The sequence below is a fragment of the Paenibacillus sp. AGC31 genome, from assembly GCF_057334655.1.
Genome location: NZ_JBHFJH010000032.1, coordinates 139,480 through 153,585 on the forward strand (window position 1 = coordinate 139,480; position 14,106 = coordinate 153,585).

Sequence of the window (14,106 nt, forward strand, 5' to 3'; positions counted from 1 at the left end):
AGGAGAGAGGGAGACATGACAGAACCTTTTCGTGCGGATTTTCATGATCCTACGGATTTGCTGCACATCGAATATGATCGTCGCATTGGATATTTCTCGATGACGGATGACCATCTGCATGATCATTATGAGTTGTATTACCTGTTGTCTGGCGAGCGTATTTATTTCATTAAGGACCGAACCTATCGGGTAAAGGCTGGCGACCTAGTGTTTGTTGACCGAAATACGGTTCACAAGACATTGGAGAGCGGCATGCCTGACCATGAGCGGATGGTGCTGTATATGAAGCCTGAGCTTTTTGAAGCCATAGCTATTTCCGCAGAGTTAGTTGAAGGATTGAAGGAACCCTTTTGCTGGGAGATTCCTATTGTAAGGTTTCCATCTCAAGTCACTGAGGTTCTGGAACGGATGGTTAGCGAAATGGTGGATGAAATGCTTCGTCCTCAACCTGGAAGCAACCTGTTGCTTCGTCACCGGGCTATTGAATTGTTGCTGCATGCCTATCGTAATCAACACCTGGGCAGGTTAAGCTCCGATGATCGTGAGCCGGTTCTTCACCCCAAGACACAGGCAGTTGTACGTCACCTGAATGAGAACTATCAGAAACCACTGACATTACCGGAGGTGGCGAGCATGTTTCGCATTAGTCCGCATTATCTGAGTCGATTGTTCAAACAAACGACGGGCTTTACCTTCAGTGATTATCTGAATCTGTTACGGGTGAAGGAAGCACAGCGTTTGCTGCGAGAAAGTGAAGAATCCATTACGGACATCGCCTGGCTTGCGGGATTCAGTAACTTCTCTCATTTTGGCAAGATGTTCAAGCGTACCGTTCAGGTATCACCAAGAGTCTATAGGCAGGAATACAATGAATCGGGTTCCGTGAGGACCTTAAAAGAGGGAGAGAATGTACGATGATTGAAGCGAGATTAAATGAACTGGGGATTATTTTACCACAGGCCAGCGCCCCCGCAGCGAAATATGCCAATGCCGTTATTGTGAATGGAATCATGTATGTATCCGGGAAAGGGCCTGATACCTCCGAACGCGGTAAAGTTGGAGCAGACTTCACAACAGAACAGGGATATGAATTTGCCCGGAACGCTGGACTGGAGGTACTCGCTGTCGTTCGAGACGTGCTGGGTTCACTGGATCGGGTGAAGAGAGTGGTTAAAGTGCAGGGGTTTATCAATGCGTCCGCTTCGTATCAGGAGCATCATAAAGTGCTGAATGGATTCTCGGATCTGATGATGGAGGTATTTGGGGATCAGGGGGTACACGCTCGTTCCGTATTCGGTGCAGTGTCCGTAAGGGATAATTTTCCGCTGATCATTGATTCCATATTTCAGGTAGAGGAGTAAGTATAACGATGACCGAATCGTCTTCATTTAATCCAATTATGTTAACGATACCCGAGAGCTTCCATACGGAACGCCTCACAATTCGAGCACCGAAGTGGGGGGACGGTGCGGCTGTTAATGAAGCCGTCCGTGAGAGTGCGGAGCAGCTGCGGTTGTGGTTACCTTTTGCCAAGAAAATTCCTTCATTGGAAGAGTCAGAAGTCACTGTTCGCAAAGCAAGACTGCAATATCTGGAACGTACCGACATGATGTTACATTTGCGTGATAGACATACGGATGAATTCGTAGGCAGCAGCGGGTTACATCGCATCGACTGGAATGCACGCTGTTTTGAGATCGGTTACTGGATTCGAACATCGCGAGCTGGTGAGGGTTTGATGACAGAAGCGGTGAAAGGGATAGAGAATTTTGCCATTACTCATCTGGAGGCGAACCGGCTGGAGATCCGCTGTGATGCCCGCAATGTGCGAAGTGCCAAAGTAGCCGAACGAGCGGGTTATACGCTGGAAGGTATACTGCGCAAGATGCGGCGTGACAGCACAGGTACGCTGGTTGATTGTATGGTTTTCTCCAAAGTCAGAGGCAGTGAGTTCGAGTAAAGGGAGGGTAGATATGGAGCGAATTGGTCAGGGAAGAACTGCGGAAATCTATGCCTATTCGAACGAGCACATTATGAAGTTATATCGAATGGATTTTCCTCACGAAGCGGTTCAAAATGAATTTAGAATAAGTGAGCTGGCATACAAAAAAGGACTACCCGTCCCGCAGGCAGTATCCTTGATAGAACATACTACGTCGCGTGCTGGCATTGTTTTTGAGCGAATCCAAGGGATTACCCTGTTATCACTTATCATTCAGCAACCGGAGTTCCTAGAGCAGCTGGCGTTTAAAATGGCTGACTGCCATTACAGACTTCATTGTGAGCGAGATGATGAAGGGACACTCCCCTTACAGAAGCAGATTTTATCGGGAGCGATCCGCAATGTTCGATTATTGTCGGAGGACGATCAAGCGCGAGTCCTTTCTTACTTAACAACATTGCCTGATAGACAGCAGATCTGTCATGGCGATTTTCACCCTGATAATGTTATGCTCAGTGAGGCTGGCGATCAATACCGGGTCATTGATTGGATGACTGGAATGTCCGGTGATCCTGCGGGTGATGTGGCTCGAAGCTGGGTAATATTAATGAGTGCCACATTGCCGGAAGATACAGATCCTGCTATACGAATGGGGTTTGAAACGGCTCGTGAATCGCTGGTCAAATATTACATCCATCATTATATGCAACTTTCCGGGATTACACGTGTAGCAATAGAGTCCTGGATGCTGCCAGTTGCCGCCGCGCGTCTTGACGAGGATCTGCCTGCTCAAGAGGTGGAACAGCTGCTCAAGTTTGTTCAGGAACGAATTCGTCTGTTATAAAAGTTGAATTACATATTATTTACACTGACACTACGATGACAGAATAACCTTTCAATCGCTGTTATCCCCAGATTTTTTTGATTCCCTTTTCCGAAGGGGAAAATCCGGGGATAAAGGCGAAGCATATGCTTCCGAAGCAGCTTTCTTGCAGAAAGCTTTTAGCTTCGCTTTTTCAGGTTTTTTCTGTCCTCTCCGTTATCGTGTTAATGATTAGTTCAACATCTATAGACGAATCTAATGATTTTATATATAAGGGTAGAGAAAGAGAGGGGACATATTAATGCTGCATTCATTAAAGGCCATACAATCATACAAGTCAGGAAACACGCCGGAAGCCCAGCCATTATGGCTGCAACTGCTGGCAGCAGCAGAGAAGCCCCATATTAACCTCGAACGCATTCATTCCATTGCCGAACTTGAGGGAACAAATCCGGTGCTGGACTACACAGAGCGTACACTTCACGTGCTGGAGGAGCTTCAGGTTTCTTTTTGGGTGCGAGAAATTATGGAGGACGTATTAATCTGGTCAGAGACGGCGAAGGCCGGATCATTGGAGCAGCGGCGGGTATGGCAAAAGCAGGGCGTTAACTTGTTTGTACATAATGTGGGGTCCGCTCAGTTATATGATCTATACGCAGGGGCAGACCACCTGGATAATGACATCGGTAAGAGCAGGGAGACGAGTTTAAATCAACTTGGATCTCCGGGCGATGCCTTAAGTAAAAATGCGGATATAAACGAGCATGATGCGCTGAATTCACACACACCAAGGCATGAGGTTATTCGTACTCTAATTGCTACGCATGGACTTATTGGTCAATACATACGCGGCGAGATTCCATTTGCCGAGAATGCTTCGCTCCACGCCTTGATCGTCAAAGGATGGCTTACTACAGATGAGTTGCACACCATACTGATGGCACTAAATGAGTGCATTATCGCAGGTGTTGATCGAGCGTTATGGAATCAGGTTCAGGCTGAGGTACAGCGAATTGTAGGCTGGATTATCGCTGGACCGGATCATGAGGACTGGAACGTGAAGGAACGGTTATCCCGCTTAAGAAGTTCATCCATTCGGCAGGGAGAGGCAATGGATACGGCGTACGCCAAACTCCAAACCGAACTGGATGTAGAACAGGCGTTGGCTCCGCTGGCTCATCGTACTCTGTGGTATGTGGAGTCGGCCATGCAGGATTTTTCGTTGCAAGAGATGGTGAAAGTGTTCCTGTTGACGCTTCGCAGCGATAGCATGCATCCCGCATGCATGGAGAGTCGATCTGAAATCGTTCGCCATATCAGCTTCGAACCATTGATGAATACGATGTATTACGATTACAAAGGCGTCAAGAAGCTCAATATTTACAAGAAACGAATGATTGAAAAATATTTGGAACAGTATGCGTGGGAACAGATTACGGCAGGGGAGCAGATCGTCTATCCCCATCTAACACATCGCATTGAGCGTCATGCGGATCTGCCGGATACACTGTTTGTGACCTTTGAATTTTCTCCAGCGGCGGAGAAGCTGATTGCATTCTGTATTGAAGCAGAAAAGTCACCGTTATACGAGAAGGCTGTACTGCTGTTATTTGACCTGTTCGGATTGCGCCGGGATGCCTATGACCGCTTCCACAACGAAGAAACGTATTTGTCCGATATGAACAGCTCCGGTGATTATAAAAAAGTACTGCTCGACTATATCGTTGGTAAACGGGTACTGGATATCGGTCCAGGTGGAGGAATTCTGCTGGATCTGATTGAGCAGGAAAAACCGGAAGTGGAGCCGATTGGTATCGATATCTCAGCCAATGTCATTGAAGCGCTGGAGCGCAAAAAACAGCGTGAGGGACATCGCTGGCAAGTGATGAAAGGCGATGCCCTGCAACTGGAGCAATATGTGCAGCCAGGCACAGTGGATACGGTTATTTTTTCATCCATTCTGCATGAATTATATTCATATATTGAACTGGACGGTCGAAGATTTAATTCCGATACGGTTGTAGCAGCGCTGAGAAGTTCATTCCGTGTGCTGTCACCTGGAGGAAGAATTCTGATTCGGGATGGGATCATGAGTGAACCGGAGGCACAGAAGCGCCGGATTCGTTTCCTGGAAGAGGATGGGATGCGCTGGCTGGAGCGGTATGCAGAGGATTTTCAGGGACGTGCAATTGAATATGAGCGGATCTCAGACGATGAGGTCGTATTGCCGATTAACGATGCGATGGAATTTCTTTACACGTATACGTGGGGTGAAGAGGCATACGTGCATGAAATTCAGGAGCAGTTCGGTATATTCACGCCGACAGCCTATGAGAGCTGTATTCGAGAAGCGCTGGGTGAACAAGCCGAAATTATTACTCTCCGACATTTCCTTCAAGAGGGGTACACGGAAGCACTCGGAGAACGAATGATCTTCATGAAGGAAAATGGTGAACCTGCGCCTTTGCCAGACAGTACCTGCCTGATTGTCATTGAGAAGAAAAAAGGGTTGGCGGATGGATGATGAGTGAGGCCAGTACGTTTTTGTATTTTGTCAGACATGCGGAGTCTCGATATGTTGAAGGACAGGAACGCGAGCGTGGACTCACAGAGCAAGGTCATCTAGATGCAGGAACGGTTGCCAGTCTGCTCCATGGGGAGCAGATTCAACTGTTCTATTCTAGCCCTTACAGGCGAGCGGTGGATACGATTCAGATTCTGGCAGATCGGTCAGGTGGAATTGTGGTGACAGAGGAAGATCTGCGTGAACGCCAGTTGTCGAGTTCAGATGTGAAGCATGATAATTTTCGTGAAGCCAAGCAGCGGTTGTACCGTAATCCTACGTATGCGTATCCAGGTGGGGAGTCTGGTGAACAGGCTCGCTCAAGGGCAGTAGCGGTGATCGAGAAAATTTTGGATACACATGTGGGTCACAAGGTAGTCATTGGAACCCATGGAGATGTCATGACGCTTATTTTACAACATTATGATTCTTCCTACGGGTATGATTTCTGGGAGAAGACTACGATGCCGGATATCTATAAGTTGCAGTTTGATGGAACGCGCAAGTTGGTCCAGGTCACCCGATTGTGGGAGTGACAGAGTTATATATGAGGAATGCATTAGCCAGAATGATAGTGGGGAGGAGTGACTTGGACGGATGAAAATTACGCTGTTGCCTGATACATACTTTATTGAAAATCTAATCGTATCTTCATTACAGGATAGAATGTACTGCATATTTGATCTCGAAGGGACGGGCATTAATCCCGTGGTGGAGAGTGTGACTCAATTTGGTGGGATGCACTACCAAAGAGGTCAACGGTGTAACACAACATTTTCTTCACTTGCACGTGCAAACAAACCTATACCAGAAGCTGTGGCAAAATTAACAGGCATTTCGAATGAGGATATGATAGAGGCTCCATCGTTCGTAGAAACATTTCAGGAATTTCTGAAATTTATTGGGGATAATGTGCTTGTAACACAAGCAGGATATGAGTATGACCTACCCATCTTGAAGCGGCATTGTGATGAGTATGGGCTTCCGATGTTGACTAACCCGGTACTCGATACAAAAGCGATGTTCACCTACATTCATCCTGAGATTAATGAGGTCGTCTCTACGGATTTTTTGATTCGGTATTACGATCTGAATACGGATGGAATACACAGGCACAATGCTTTGGCAGATTGTGGTGTGATTGCTCGTATCTTTGAAAGTATCCTTAGCGAATACGAGGAACTTCAATTGGATCATTTTACAGCTGATTCTAATCGAATGATGAAGCGGTTTGTTATACCTGAGATGTATCTGACATGATGATGAACTGGAGGGGAGATCAATGAGCAAAGCAGACGTGGAGAAGCTACTGGGGGATCTTAACGAGGGGCGGATTCTGACCCAGCAGACATTCGAAGGATTGGATGTGGAAATTTACCTGGATAAAAGGGATGCCTCTGCATTTGCTGACGAGTGGATGCAAGCTTTTGAACGATGGGCTCAAGATACCGCGGTGGCTGAAGAAGAGGTGCTTCGCGCATGCAGGGAACAGGCGTTCAAACAGACCTTGGCTCTCACCGGCGAACCTGAGTTAGCGGGGTATGTAAGTGATGATATGGGTTTAATTGGTGCTGCATTGTTACAGAGTACGGCGAACGATTCCTTTGTGGAGAAGCTGTTGGAAAGTTATCGTCAAGGCAGGTTGCCCCTGCGATAAGCGGGGGAGGACCACAGGGTTGTTTCGTTTGTATAAAAAAACAGCATCAAATGTACATTGTGGGTCGACTGAGGCATAAGGTACAATTCACCTAAGCAATCGATGAGAATGATAATCATTATATGTGAAATATTCTCACGGTTACATCAACAGATCACATAGGGGTGAAGGGTAACATGGTAGGTTTAGTTAAAGGTTTCAAAGGGTGGATGATTACATTACTGCTCATGGGTCTGGTTATTTCAGGATGTAGTACAAATACCGCTACGGATGCGGAACAGACTCCTGCAACTGAAAGTGCAGCCTCTGGAGAAAATACTACTGAAACCGAAACAGAGCCTGCTACACGGGTTGTACAGGATGAATTTGGAGATGTGACAATTCCGGTTCAGCCACAGCGGATTGCTGGAATATATGTGGAAGATTATCTGAAGGCGCTCGATATTAACCCTGTAGTGCAGTGGTATAATCCGATGTGGGGTGTACAGGATTATTTAGGACTGGATGTTCCTCAATTTGATACCACAGGGAGCATTGAAGCTTTGTTGGAGTATGATCCGGATCTCATCATTGTAGATGGTGGGGTAGATATGGAGAAATATGAGATGTACTCCAAGGTGGCACCGACGTATCGTCTGCCTGAGAGCGTACTGCAGGATTCGAACCAAATTTTGAAAACCATTGCCGATGTTGTAGGTAAACCGGACAAGGGTGAAGAAGTTGCTGCGGCATTTGAGGCCAAGATTGCAGATGCTAAGGCGAAGTTGCAAGAAGCGGTTGGAGACGAGACTGTCGCAGTTGTCCGACTGAATGTTAACGATGACACACTGGCGCTGTTCGGTGTGAAAAATCGATTTACCGGATTTATTTATTCCGAGCTTGGTCTAACACCTCATCCTCTGGTTAGCAAGATGGAAGAATACCAGGAAATTCTGTCTGAGGAGGCCGTGCCGCAACTTGATGCAGATCATCTTATTGTTTTCCCTTCCAATGGTGAATGGTCTTCTCCTGAGAACAAGGAAGCCTTGAAGGTACTTGACAGCAAATTGTGGAAATCTCTTCCGGCCGTTAAGAACAATCAGGTATATATAATGGAAAGATCACATTGGCAATCAGGTGCGATTACAGCGAATTCCATGAAAATTGATGATCTCTTGGAAAAAATGACTCCATAAGTATAATCTCATAAAGAAAGTTCTTCAGCCAGGGTTGAAGAGCTTTCTTTTTTCGTATACACTATTTTAAATGATAATAATTCTCAGTTAAGGACGATGAACATGTGCCACACCATAATACAACTTATCCCCAAGCCCTGGCTATGCTCACTTCAGCATATGGAATACGTAGATCACCATAAGTCTCATATCGATAAACGTTTGTTATACAGAATGTCGTCTTCACACGCCATATTTGTTGTAACGTCTGGGAAGGGGTCAATAGTTTGCTCAGATCGGGAATCTCATTTGGAAAAAGGAATGATTATGTTTGTTCCGGCTGGAACATCCGTTAAAATAGAAGGTTCGCCTTGGACAGAAAGTGAATTGCAGTATTATAAGCTTGATCTGATGGTGGGTGAGTTAAGCGAAGAGACTTCGAACGCTTTGTCTAGAAGAAACACGGAGGAGCGGCAGGAACTTTCACAAAGTCCAGTTTCTCCAACATTATTACCTCTTATGCAACTCAGTTACATCCCGTGGAGTACCTGTCTGGAAGCCTTGGAACAAATACTGCGTCAACAGGTCACTGGCGATTGGCTGGATCAATGGGAGGTACAGCTTCGTTTCCAGGAGTGGTTCCGTGCCTTGCTTCGCCAGAGTGCCCCCGAAACAGAAGTACCCGATGACCGTGCCCGTCTTCAAAGTTCAATTCGTTATATTGGCGACCACTATGATCAGACGATAACTGTGGATGAGCTCGCAGCAGATATTGGTCTAACAAGAGCCAGCTACACTCGGCAATTCAAAAAAATTACGGGCAAGCTCCCGCTTGAATATGTAAATGCGGTTCGGCTGGAGCGCTCGAAGCAACTATTGCAGCTCACGGATGATCGCATCCATGAAATTGCACAGAATGTGGGATTTAGCAGCGAGTATTATTTTGGTCGTCGCTTCAAGCAATATGCTGGTATTTCACCTGGGTTATACCGCCGTCATCACCGTCAAGAGGTTCGTGTCTTTGCTCCGTATCTGGAGGACTTTGTGTTGGCTCTTGGTGTAAAACCTGTACTGCAATGCTCCCATCATTCTTGGGGGAGACAGCAATATTTGGGGTTGGATGATGTACCCGAATTTGATGTAAGCCAGCAGGATGCTCAATTTAATGTGGGCAACATACCTGACTTTATCATGCTGGACAAGGGATTTGATCGATGGAATCTGGACCGCTTTGAGCAGGTAGCACCTACATTTTACGTAGAACATCTGGGAGAAGATTGGCGCTCCATTCTGAGATCGACAGCTGATGTGTTGGGGAAGGTGAATCGGGTTCAAGATGTAATTGGTGCGTATGAGGACAAGGCAATGGAAGGTAAGAGTCGGTTATCACGTTATATGCGTGGCCAGACTGTAGCTTTTTTACGCATATCCGCTTCGGATATTACTCTCTATGGGGATCAGCAGGGCTACGTCGGACCTGTAATTTATCAGGATCTTGGACTGACTCCACACTCCCGTGTGCAGCAATGGACAAGACACGAGCGGAGGATTTTCATTGGATTGGAGCAGTTAAGTCAGCTTCATGCGGATCACTTGTTGATTACATTTGACACTGGAAACTCGGCCAAACCTGGAGATGAGCGCGAACTGCTCGAAAGGGATGAATGGAAATGTCTGCCTGCGGTGAAGAGTGGCAATGTGTATGAGGTGGATTTTATGAGCTGGATGAACTACGGTGTGATCTCTCATGGGAAGAAAATCGACGATATACTGCGGTATATGGGTTAAATGACCGTGGAGGCTGCAATAGCGGCATATGACTGGTGTGTTCCTCATCTCGCCTTTTCCAATTCTCAGCAAAAGCAAAACAGCTGATGGGCCAACCGGGAGGCAGTCGAGCAAAGGGGAACTCCTGATAGAGTTTCTGGCTATGCTCCTTATCCAGACTATCCGCTTCCTGAAGAAGCCAAAAATTTAGTTATGCTCTTAAGACTTAATATTGATGGAAGCAATGTAATGTTCTCTGATGTTTATCAAGGTTCGCCATTTATTGCTGGAAATAATATAAGCCTTTCCTTAGTTAATGCTGACATGGATGGAATTAAAGCTGCATTCGATAAACTTAAAGTAGGCGGCACTGTAGTCATGGAGCTTCAAGAAACCTTTTGGTCCAAATTATACGGTGGCTTAACAGATAAATTCGGGATTACTTGGCAGTTTAGTTACGATGATGGTTCCACGAACATGTAATTTTAAATATACACGGAACAAATATTAAAGGATATAGAACTTTTCTTAGTTAAGAAAAGAGTCTATATCCTTTTTGATTGTTGAAACAGACATATATATTTAAGCTTCAACTTAGCTCAATTGAAATTAATTCATACAGAGCGTTCACATTACATCCAATTGTGTCGGCGATAGATATTGCGATTTTAAGAGGCATGATTCGCTTCTTATCTATAAATTATGTAATGCGCTCCGGCTTATAAAATAAGAGCTGTGCAAGTTCATCTATGTTCATGCCACGACTGAAGAAGATTGAAGGAGAGGGATAATTGTGGCACTAAAGATGCACTAAAGATTAGAATCCGAAAGCATCGGTAAAAGAGGACGCTATTGGCATAACACCCACAGTATCTTTTTTGTTTGTTAATATTAGTAAGAAAGTTATAAGTTCCATTAGAAACAATATATCCGAATCTCATCTGCTTAAATTAAAATAGTATGCCTTCATAAACTGTTAAGAATTGCTCTCTATAATTCAAACTGTAAGGATTAAAACAAATTATTAGGAGGGCATTAATATGAAAAAAAAGAGATTGAAGTGGGTTGGATCAACAGCATTATCACTTGTACTGGTAACTAGCATATTACCAGTGGCAGGGGCGACTGGTGTGTCTAAAGTTAATAGAGTTACGGAAGTGAATGGAACTGTGACTACAAAAAGTGAGAAAAACAATGTATATGTAGAGAGTGAATTCGCTACGCTAAAAAGAGTTGTATTGACACAATCTGAAGCTTTTATGCACTTCAATTTTGATGATTCTCCAGAAGGAGACATGCCTATGCCTGAAGGAGGCATGTCTATAATGAATACGGATCCGGCAGAGGCACAGAAAAAGTGGGAGAAAGAGCGTGAAGACCTTAAAAAGGTTCTTGAAAAATACGGTGTTGAGGTTCAACGTCCACGCCTTTTAAATGAAAAAGAAAAACAACTAGGGGCTGTGAAAGATGGCATTACAGGTGGAGAAGGAGTAACTAATTTCTTTGTGAGAGATCCATTCTTCACAATCGGAAATCATCTAATTGAAGGTTCATTTAAATCGGCTTACCGGAGACTTGAGGTTTTACCTGTTAGAAGTATTCTGGATAAGGAAGCAGCCCAAAATAACGTTCCGCATGTAGCTGTCCCACAACCAGACGTTTCTAAAGGAATCAACTCTGCTGCCGGTCCTTACCTTGAAGGTGGAGATATCCTCGTGTATGGAAAGACTGTATTCGTCGGTAATTCTGGTCTAGCTTCAAACAAAGCCGGTATTGATTGGCTCAGAAACTATTTGACACCATCAGGGTATAAGGTGGTTGAGGTGAAGCTAGAGCCTGGCACATTGCACCTGGATTGTGCTATCAGTTTTGTAAGAGATGGATTAATGATTGTTAGCATGGATTCGTTAGCCAATGGGCTCCCAGAAGAACTTAAAAATTGGGACAAAATCGAAGTGAGTTACAAGGATGCTCAAGATTTGGCGGTAAATGGATTGCCAATCAGTAGCAAAGTATATGTTACGGACATTGCATTCAAAAATACAATTGGAAAAGAGCTAGAGAAAAGAGGAATCAAAGTAGAATATGTTGATTACGAAATTTCTCGTTCTTTCGGCGGAGCTTTCCGTTGCAGTACACAGCCATTGCTTCGCACGGATAGTTAAAAGTTAAATCAAGTATGAGGTGAACTATGACAAGCCGGATTTTAGTAGTTGAAGATGATCAGGAGATTCGTGATCTATTACGTATGTCTCTTGTCCGTGAAGGTTATGAAGTAACAACGGCTAAAGATGGAGAACAGGGAATTGAATTAGTAAATGAGTCATTGGATTTGGTGATTCTGGATATTATGATGCCTGGAATAAACGGACTGGAGGCTTGTATACGAATCAGAGAACGATACAATGTTCCTATTCTTTTTCTAACTGCTAAATCCGGAACTTTGGACAAAACGGAAGGTTTGCTTGCTGGTGGAGATGATTACTTAACTAAACCTTTTTCTGAACAGGAGCTTCTGGCAAGAGTTATTGCTTTGTTGCGTAGGTATACGATTTATCAAGATAAAAAGGATTATGGCGAAACATTTCTTATCGGAGGACGTTTAAAAGTAAGTGAACAATTTAACGATGTATGGAAAGGCAGTCAGAAGATTGAGCTTTCCGATCTGGAGTACGGTCTACTAAAACTGTTGATGACCAGAAGAAATAAAATTTTTTCTGCCCAAAATATTTATGAGAGTATTTGGAAGGAACCTTATTTCTACAGTTCAAATAATACGGTAGTAGTACACATCCGAAAATTACGATTGAAAATCGAAGAAGATCCAGCAAAACCAGCGTATATCTTAACAGAATGGGGAAGAGGTTACCGTTTTGGCCACTCATAAACTTACTATATCTAAAAAGTTGACAATTTTAATAATTATTGCTCTCACCATAAGTGTTCTTTGTTTTTTACTTTTGCAGTCCATAAGCAATCGGGTTATGGATCATTATTTTACTTCTGATGAGCGTTTAAAGTCCGAATCTCAAGTTTACGTCCAAAAATTTTCAGAATATGTTTCAGCAAACGATCTGTCAACGACAGATCGTATTGCGTTTTCAGACTGGATTAAAAGTCAGAAGAGTAATTTATTTTTATACGTATTTCAGAACCAGGTGCTTCAATATGATTCCTTGTACCATGCTGATGACGAAGGAGCATATGGAAGTCAGCCTGAAACTGATTATGATCGACGGAACTCTTACACAGTACAATTTAAGGATGGGACAGGTAACGTTTCAATCTATGGATTTTATTTTTCCCACTACTATAATATGGCCTACATGCTTGAAATATTGCTGTCCGCAATGTTATTTATAACCATTGTTTTATTTGGAATACGTAGAGGAATCAAATATTTACGCACAATTAATAATGAAATTCATATCCTTGAAGGCGGCTCATTAGACTATTCTATAACGGTACGAGGGTATGATGAATTGGCGATGATTGCGGAAAGTATAGAGGAACTACGTAAAGCATTTTTAGGCAGGTTAGAAAGGATAGACAATTTGCAAAATGAGAGTAGAAATCTTGCAACCGAAATGTCTCATGATATGCGTACGCCACTGACATCTCTCATCATGTATTTAGAGTTTGCCCGTAATACACCAGAAGATTTATGTGTAGAAACAAGGTATCAAATCGAGAGTGCGTATCAAAAGGCTCTCCAACTTAAGAATCGTACAGACGATTTGTTTTCATATTTTTTATTAGATAAAGAGAGGGAGGCAGATTTAGTAACCCTTTCCGTTCGGGAATCAATTCATGATGTATTGTCAGATATTACAACTGTACTCAGAGCGGAAGGATTTCAGGTGCTTGTAAATGGTTCCCCTACGGATGTCATGATTACTGTAAATATGGAAAATATTGGACGTGTATTTGATAATTTTCTGTCAAACATACTGAAATATGCAGATCGAGAGCAGAAAATTAATTTATTTACCTATATAGAAGATAACCATTTTGTGATTTGTGTAGAAAACAAATTAAAAATAAATAATGAATCTGTAGAAAGTTATAAATTGGGTGAAAAAATCATAGAAAAAGTTATGCATCGGATGCTAGGACAATTCTCTTCATCTGAAAATCAAGAGAATTACAAAATTATCTTGAAATTTAAAATAAGTCGAGCTTTTAAATAGCTGACTAAAA

General features: G+C 43.6%; 13 protein-coding genes and 1 pseudogene. All 14 read left to right on the top strand.

Features of this window, described 5'->3' with window-relative positions:
• The first annotated feature begins 15 nt into the window (after window positions 1–15).
• The 14 genes and pseudogenes from ACE04G_RS20335 to ACE04G_RS20400 all read left to right on the top strand — a co-directional run bounded on the left by ACE04G_RS20335 (window position 16) and on the right by ACE04G_RS20400 (window position 14,096).
• Window positions 16–918, top strand: a complete 903-nt coding sequence (locus ACE04G_RS20335) for an AraC family transcriptional regulator (protein WP_221824981.1) — start codon at window positions 16–18, stop codon at window positions 916–918.
• Window positions 915–1,361 (top strand): RidA family protein, encoded by a 447-nt coding sequence (locus ACE04G_RS20340; protein ID WP_221824978.1) that lies wholly within the window; start codon window positions 915–917, stop codon window positions 1,359–1,361. The genes ACE04G_RS20335 and ACE04G_RS20340 overlap by 4 nt, the downstream gene beginning before the upstream one ends.
• Window positions 1,362–1,369: 8 nt before the next feature.
• Entirely contained in the window at window positions 1,370–1,960 is a 591-nt protein-coding gene (locus tag ACE04G_RS20345) for a GNAT family N-acetyltransferase (protein ID WP_221824975.1), read from the top strand.
• A 13-nt stretch (window positions 1,961–1,973) separates the two neighbouring features.
• Window positions 1,974–2,786, top strand: coding sequence for an aminoglycoside phosphotransferase family protein (locus ACE04G_RS20350; RefSeq protein ID WP_221824972.1), 813 nt, complete (start codon window positions 1,974–1,976; stop codon window positions 2,784–2,786).
• Window positions 2,787–3,066: 280 nt separating this feature from the next.
• Window positions 3,067–5,289: a class I SAM-dependent methyltransferase gene (locus tag ACE04G_RS20355; RefSeq protein WP_221824970.1), complete on the top strand. Its 2,223-nt coding sequence runs from the start codon at window positions 3,067–3,069 to the stop codon at window positions 5,287–5,289.
• Window positions 5,286–5,864 (top strand): histidine phosphatase family protein, encoded by a 579-nt coding sequence (locus ACE04G_RS20360; RefSeq protein WP_405132100.1) that lies wholly within the window; start codon window positions 5,286–5,288, stop codon window positions 5,862–5,864. Before ACE04G_RS20355 ends, ACE04G_RS20360 begins: the two co-directional genes overlap by 4 nt.
• 61 nt (window positions 5,865–5,925) lie before the next feature.
• Entirely contained in the window at window positions 5,926–6,588 is a 663-nt protein-coding gene (locus ACE04G_RS20365) for a 3'-5' exonuclease (protein ID WP_221824968.1), read from the top strand.
• Between the two features lie 22 nt (window positions 6,589–6,610).
• Complete coding sequence (locus ACE04G_RS20370) at window positions 6,611–6,985, top strand: hypothetical protein (protein ID WP_221824966.1); 375 nt, start codon at window positions 6,611–6,613, stop codon at window positions 6,983–6,985.
• A 176-nt stretch (window positions 6,986–7,161) separates the two neighbouring features.
• The gene (locus ACE04G_RS20375) at window positions 7,162–8,160 is read left to right on the top strand and encodes an ABC transporter substrate-binding protein (protein WP_449004414.1); all 999 of its coding nucleotides are present in this window, start codon (window positions 7,162–7,164) and stop codon (window positions 8,158–8,160) included.
• A 300-nt stretch (window positions 8,161–8,460) separates the two neighbouring features.
• Window positions 8,461–9,927 carry a helix-turn-helix domain-containing protein gene (locus ACE04G_RS20380; protein WP_449004415.1) on the top strand — a complete coding sequence of 489 codons (1,467 nt, stop codon included), beginning with the start codon at window positions 8,461–8,463 and terminating at the stop codon, window positions 9,925–9,927.
• Between the two features lie 147 nt (window positions 9,928–10,074).
• Window positions 10,075–10,389 (top strand): annotated as a pseudogene (locus ACE04G_RS20385) (VOC family protein); the annotation flags it as partial.
• Window positions 10,390–10,946: 557 nt separating this feature from the next.
• On the top strand, window positions 10,947–12,071 hold the full coding sequence (locus tag ACE04G_RS20390) for a dimethylarginine dimethylaminohydrolase family protein (protein ID WP_449004416.1): 1,125 nt from the start codon (window positions 10,947–10,949) through the stop codon (window positions 12,069–12,071).
• Window positions 12,072–12,097: 26 nt separating this feature from the next.
• Window positions 12,098–12,793, top strand: a complete 696-nt coding sequence (locus ACE04G_RS20395) for a response regulator transcription factor (protein ID WP_221824957.1) — start codon at window positions 12,098–12,100, stop codon at window positions 12,791–12,793.
• Window positions 12,780–14,096 carry a sensor histidine kinase gene (locus ACE04G_RS20400; protein ID WP_449004417.1) on the top strand — a complete coding sequence of 439 codons (1,317 nt, stop codon included), beginning with the start codon at window positions 12,780–12,782 and terminating at the stop codon, window positions 14,094–14,096. The genes ACE04G_RS20395 and ACE04G_RS20400 overlap by 14 nt, the downstream gene beginning before the upstream one ends.
• Window positions 14,097–14,106: the final 10 nt, after the last annotated feature.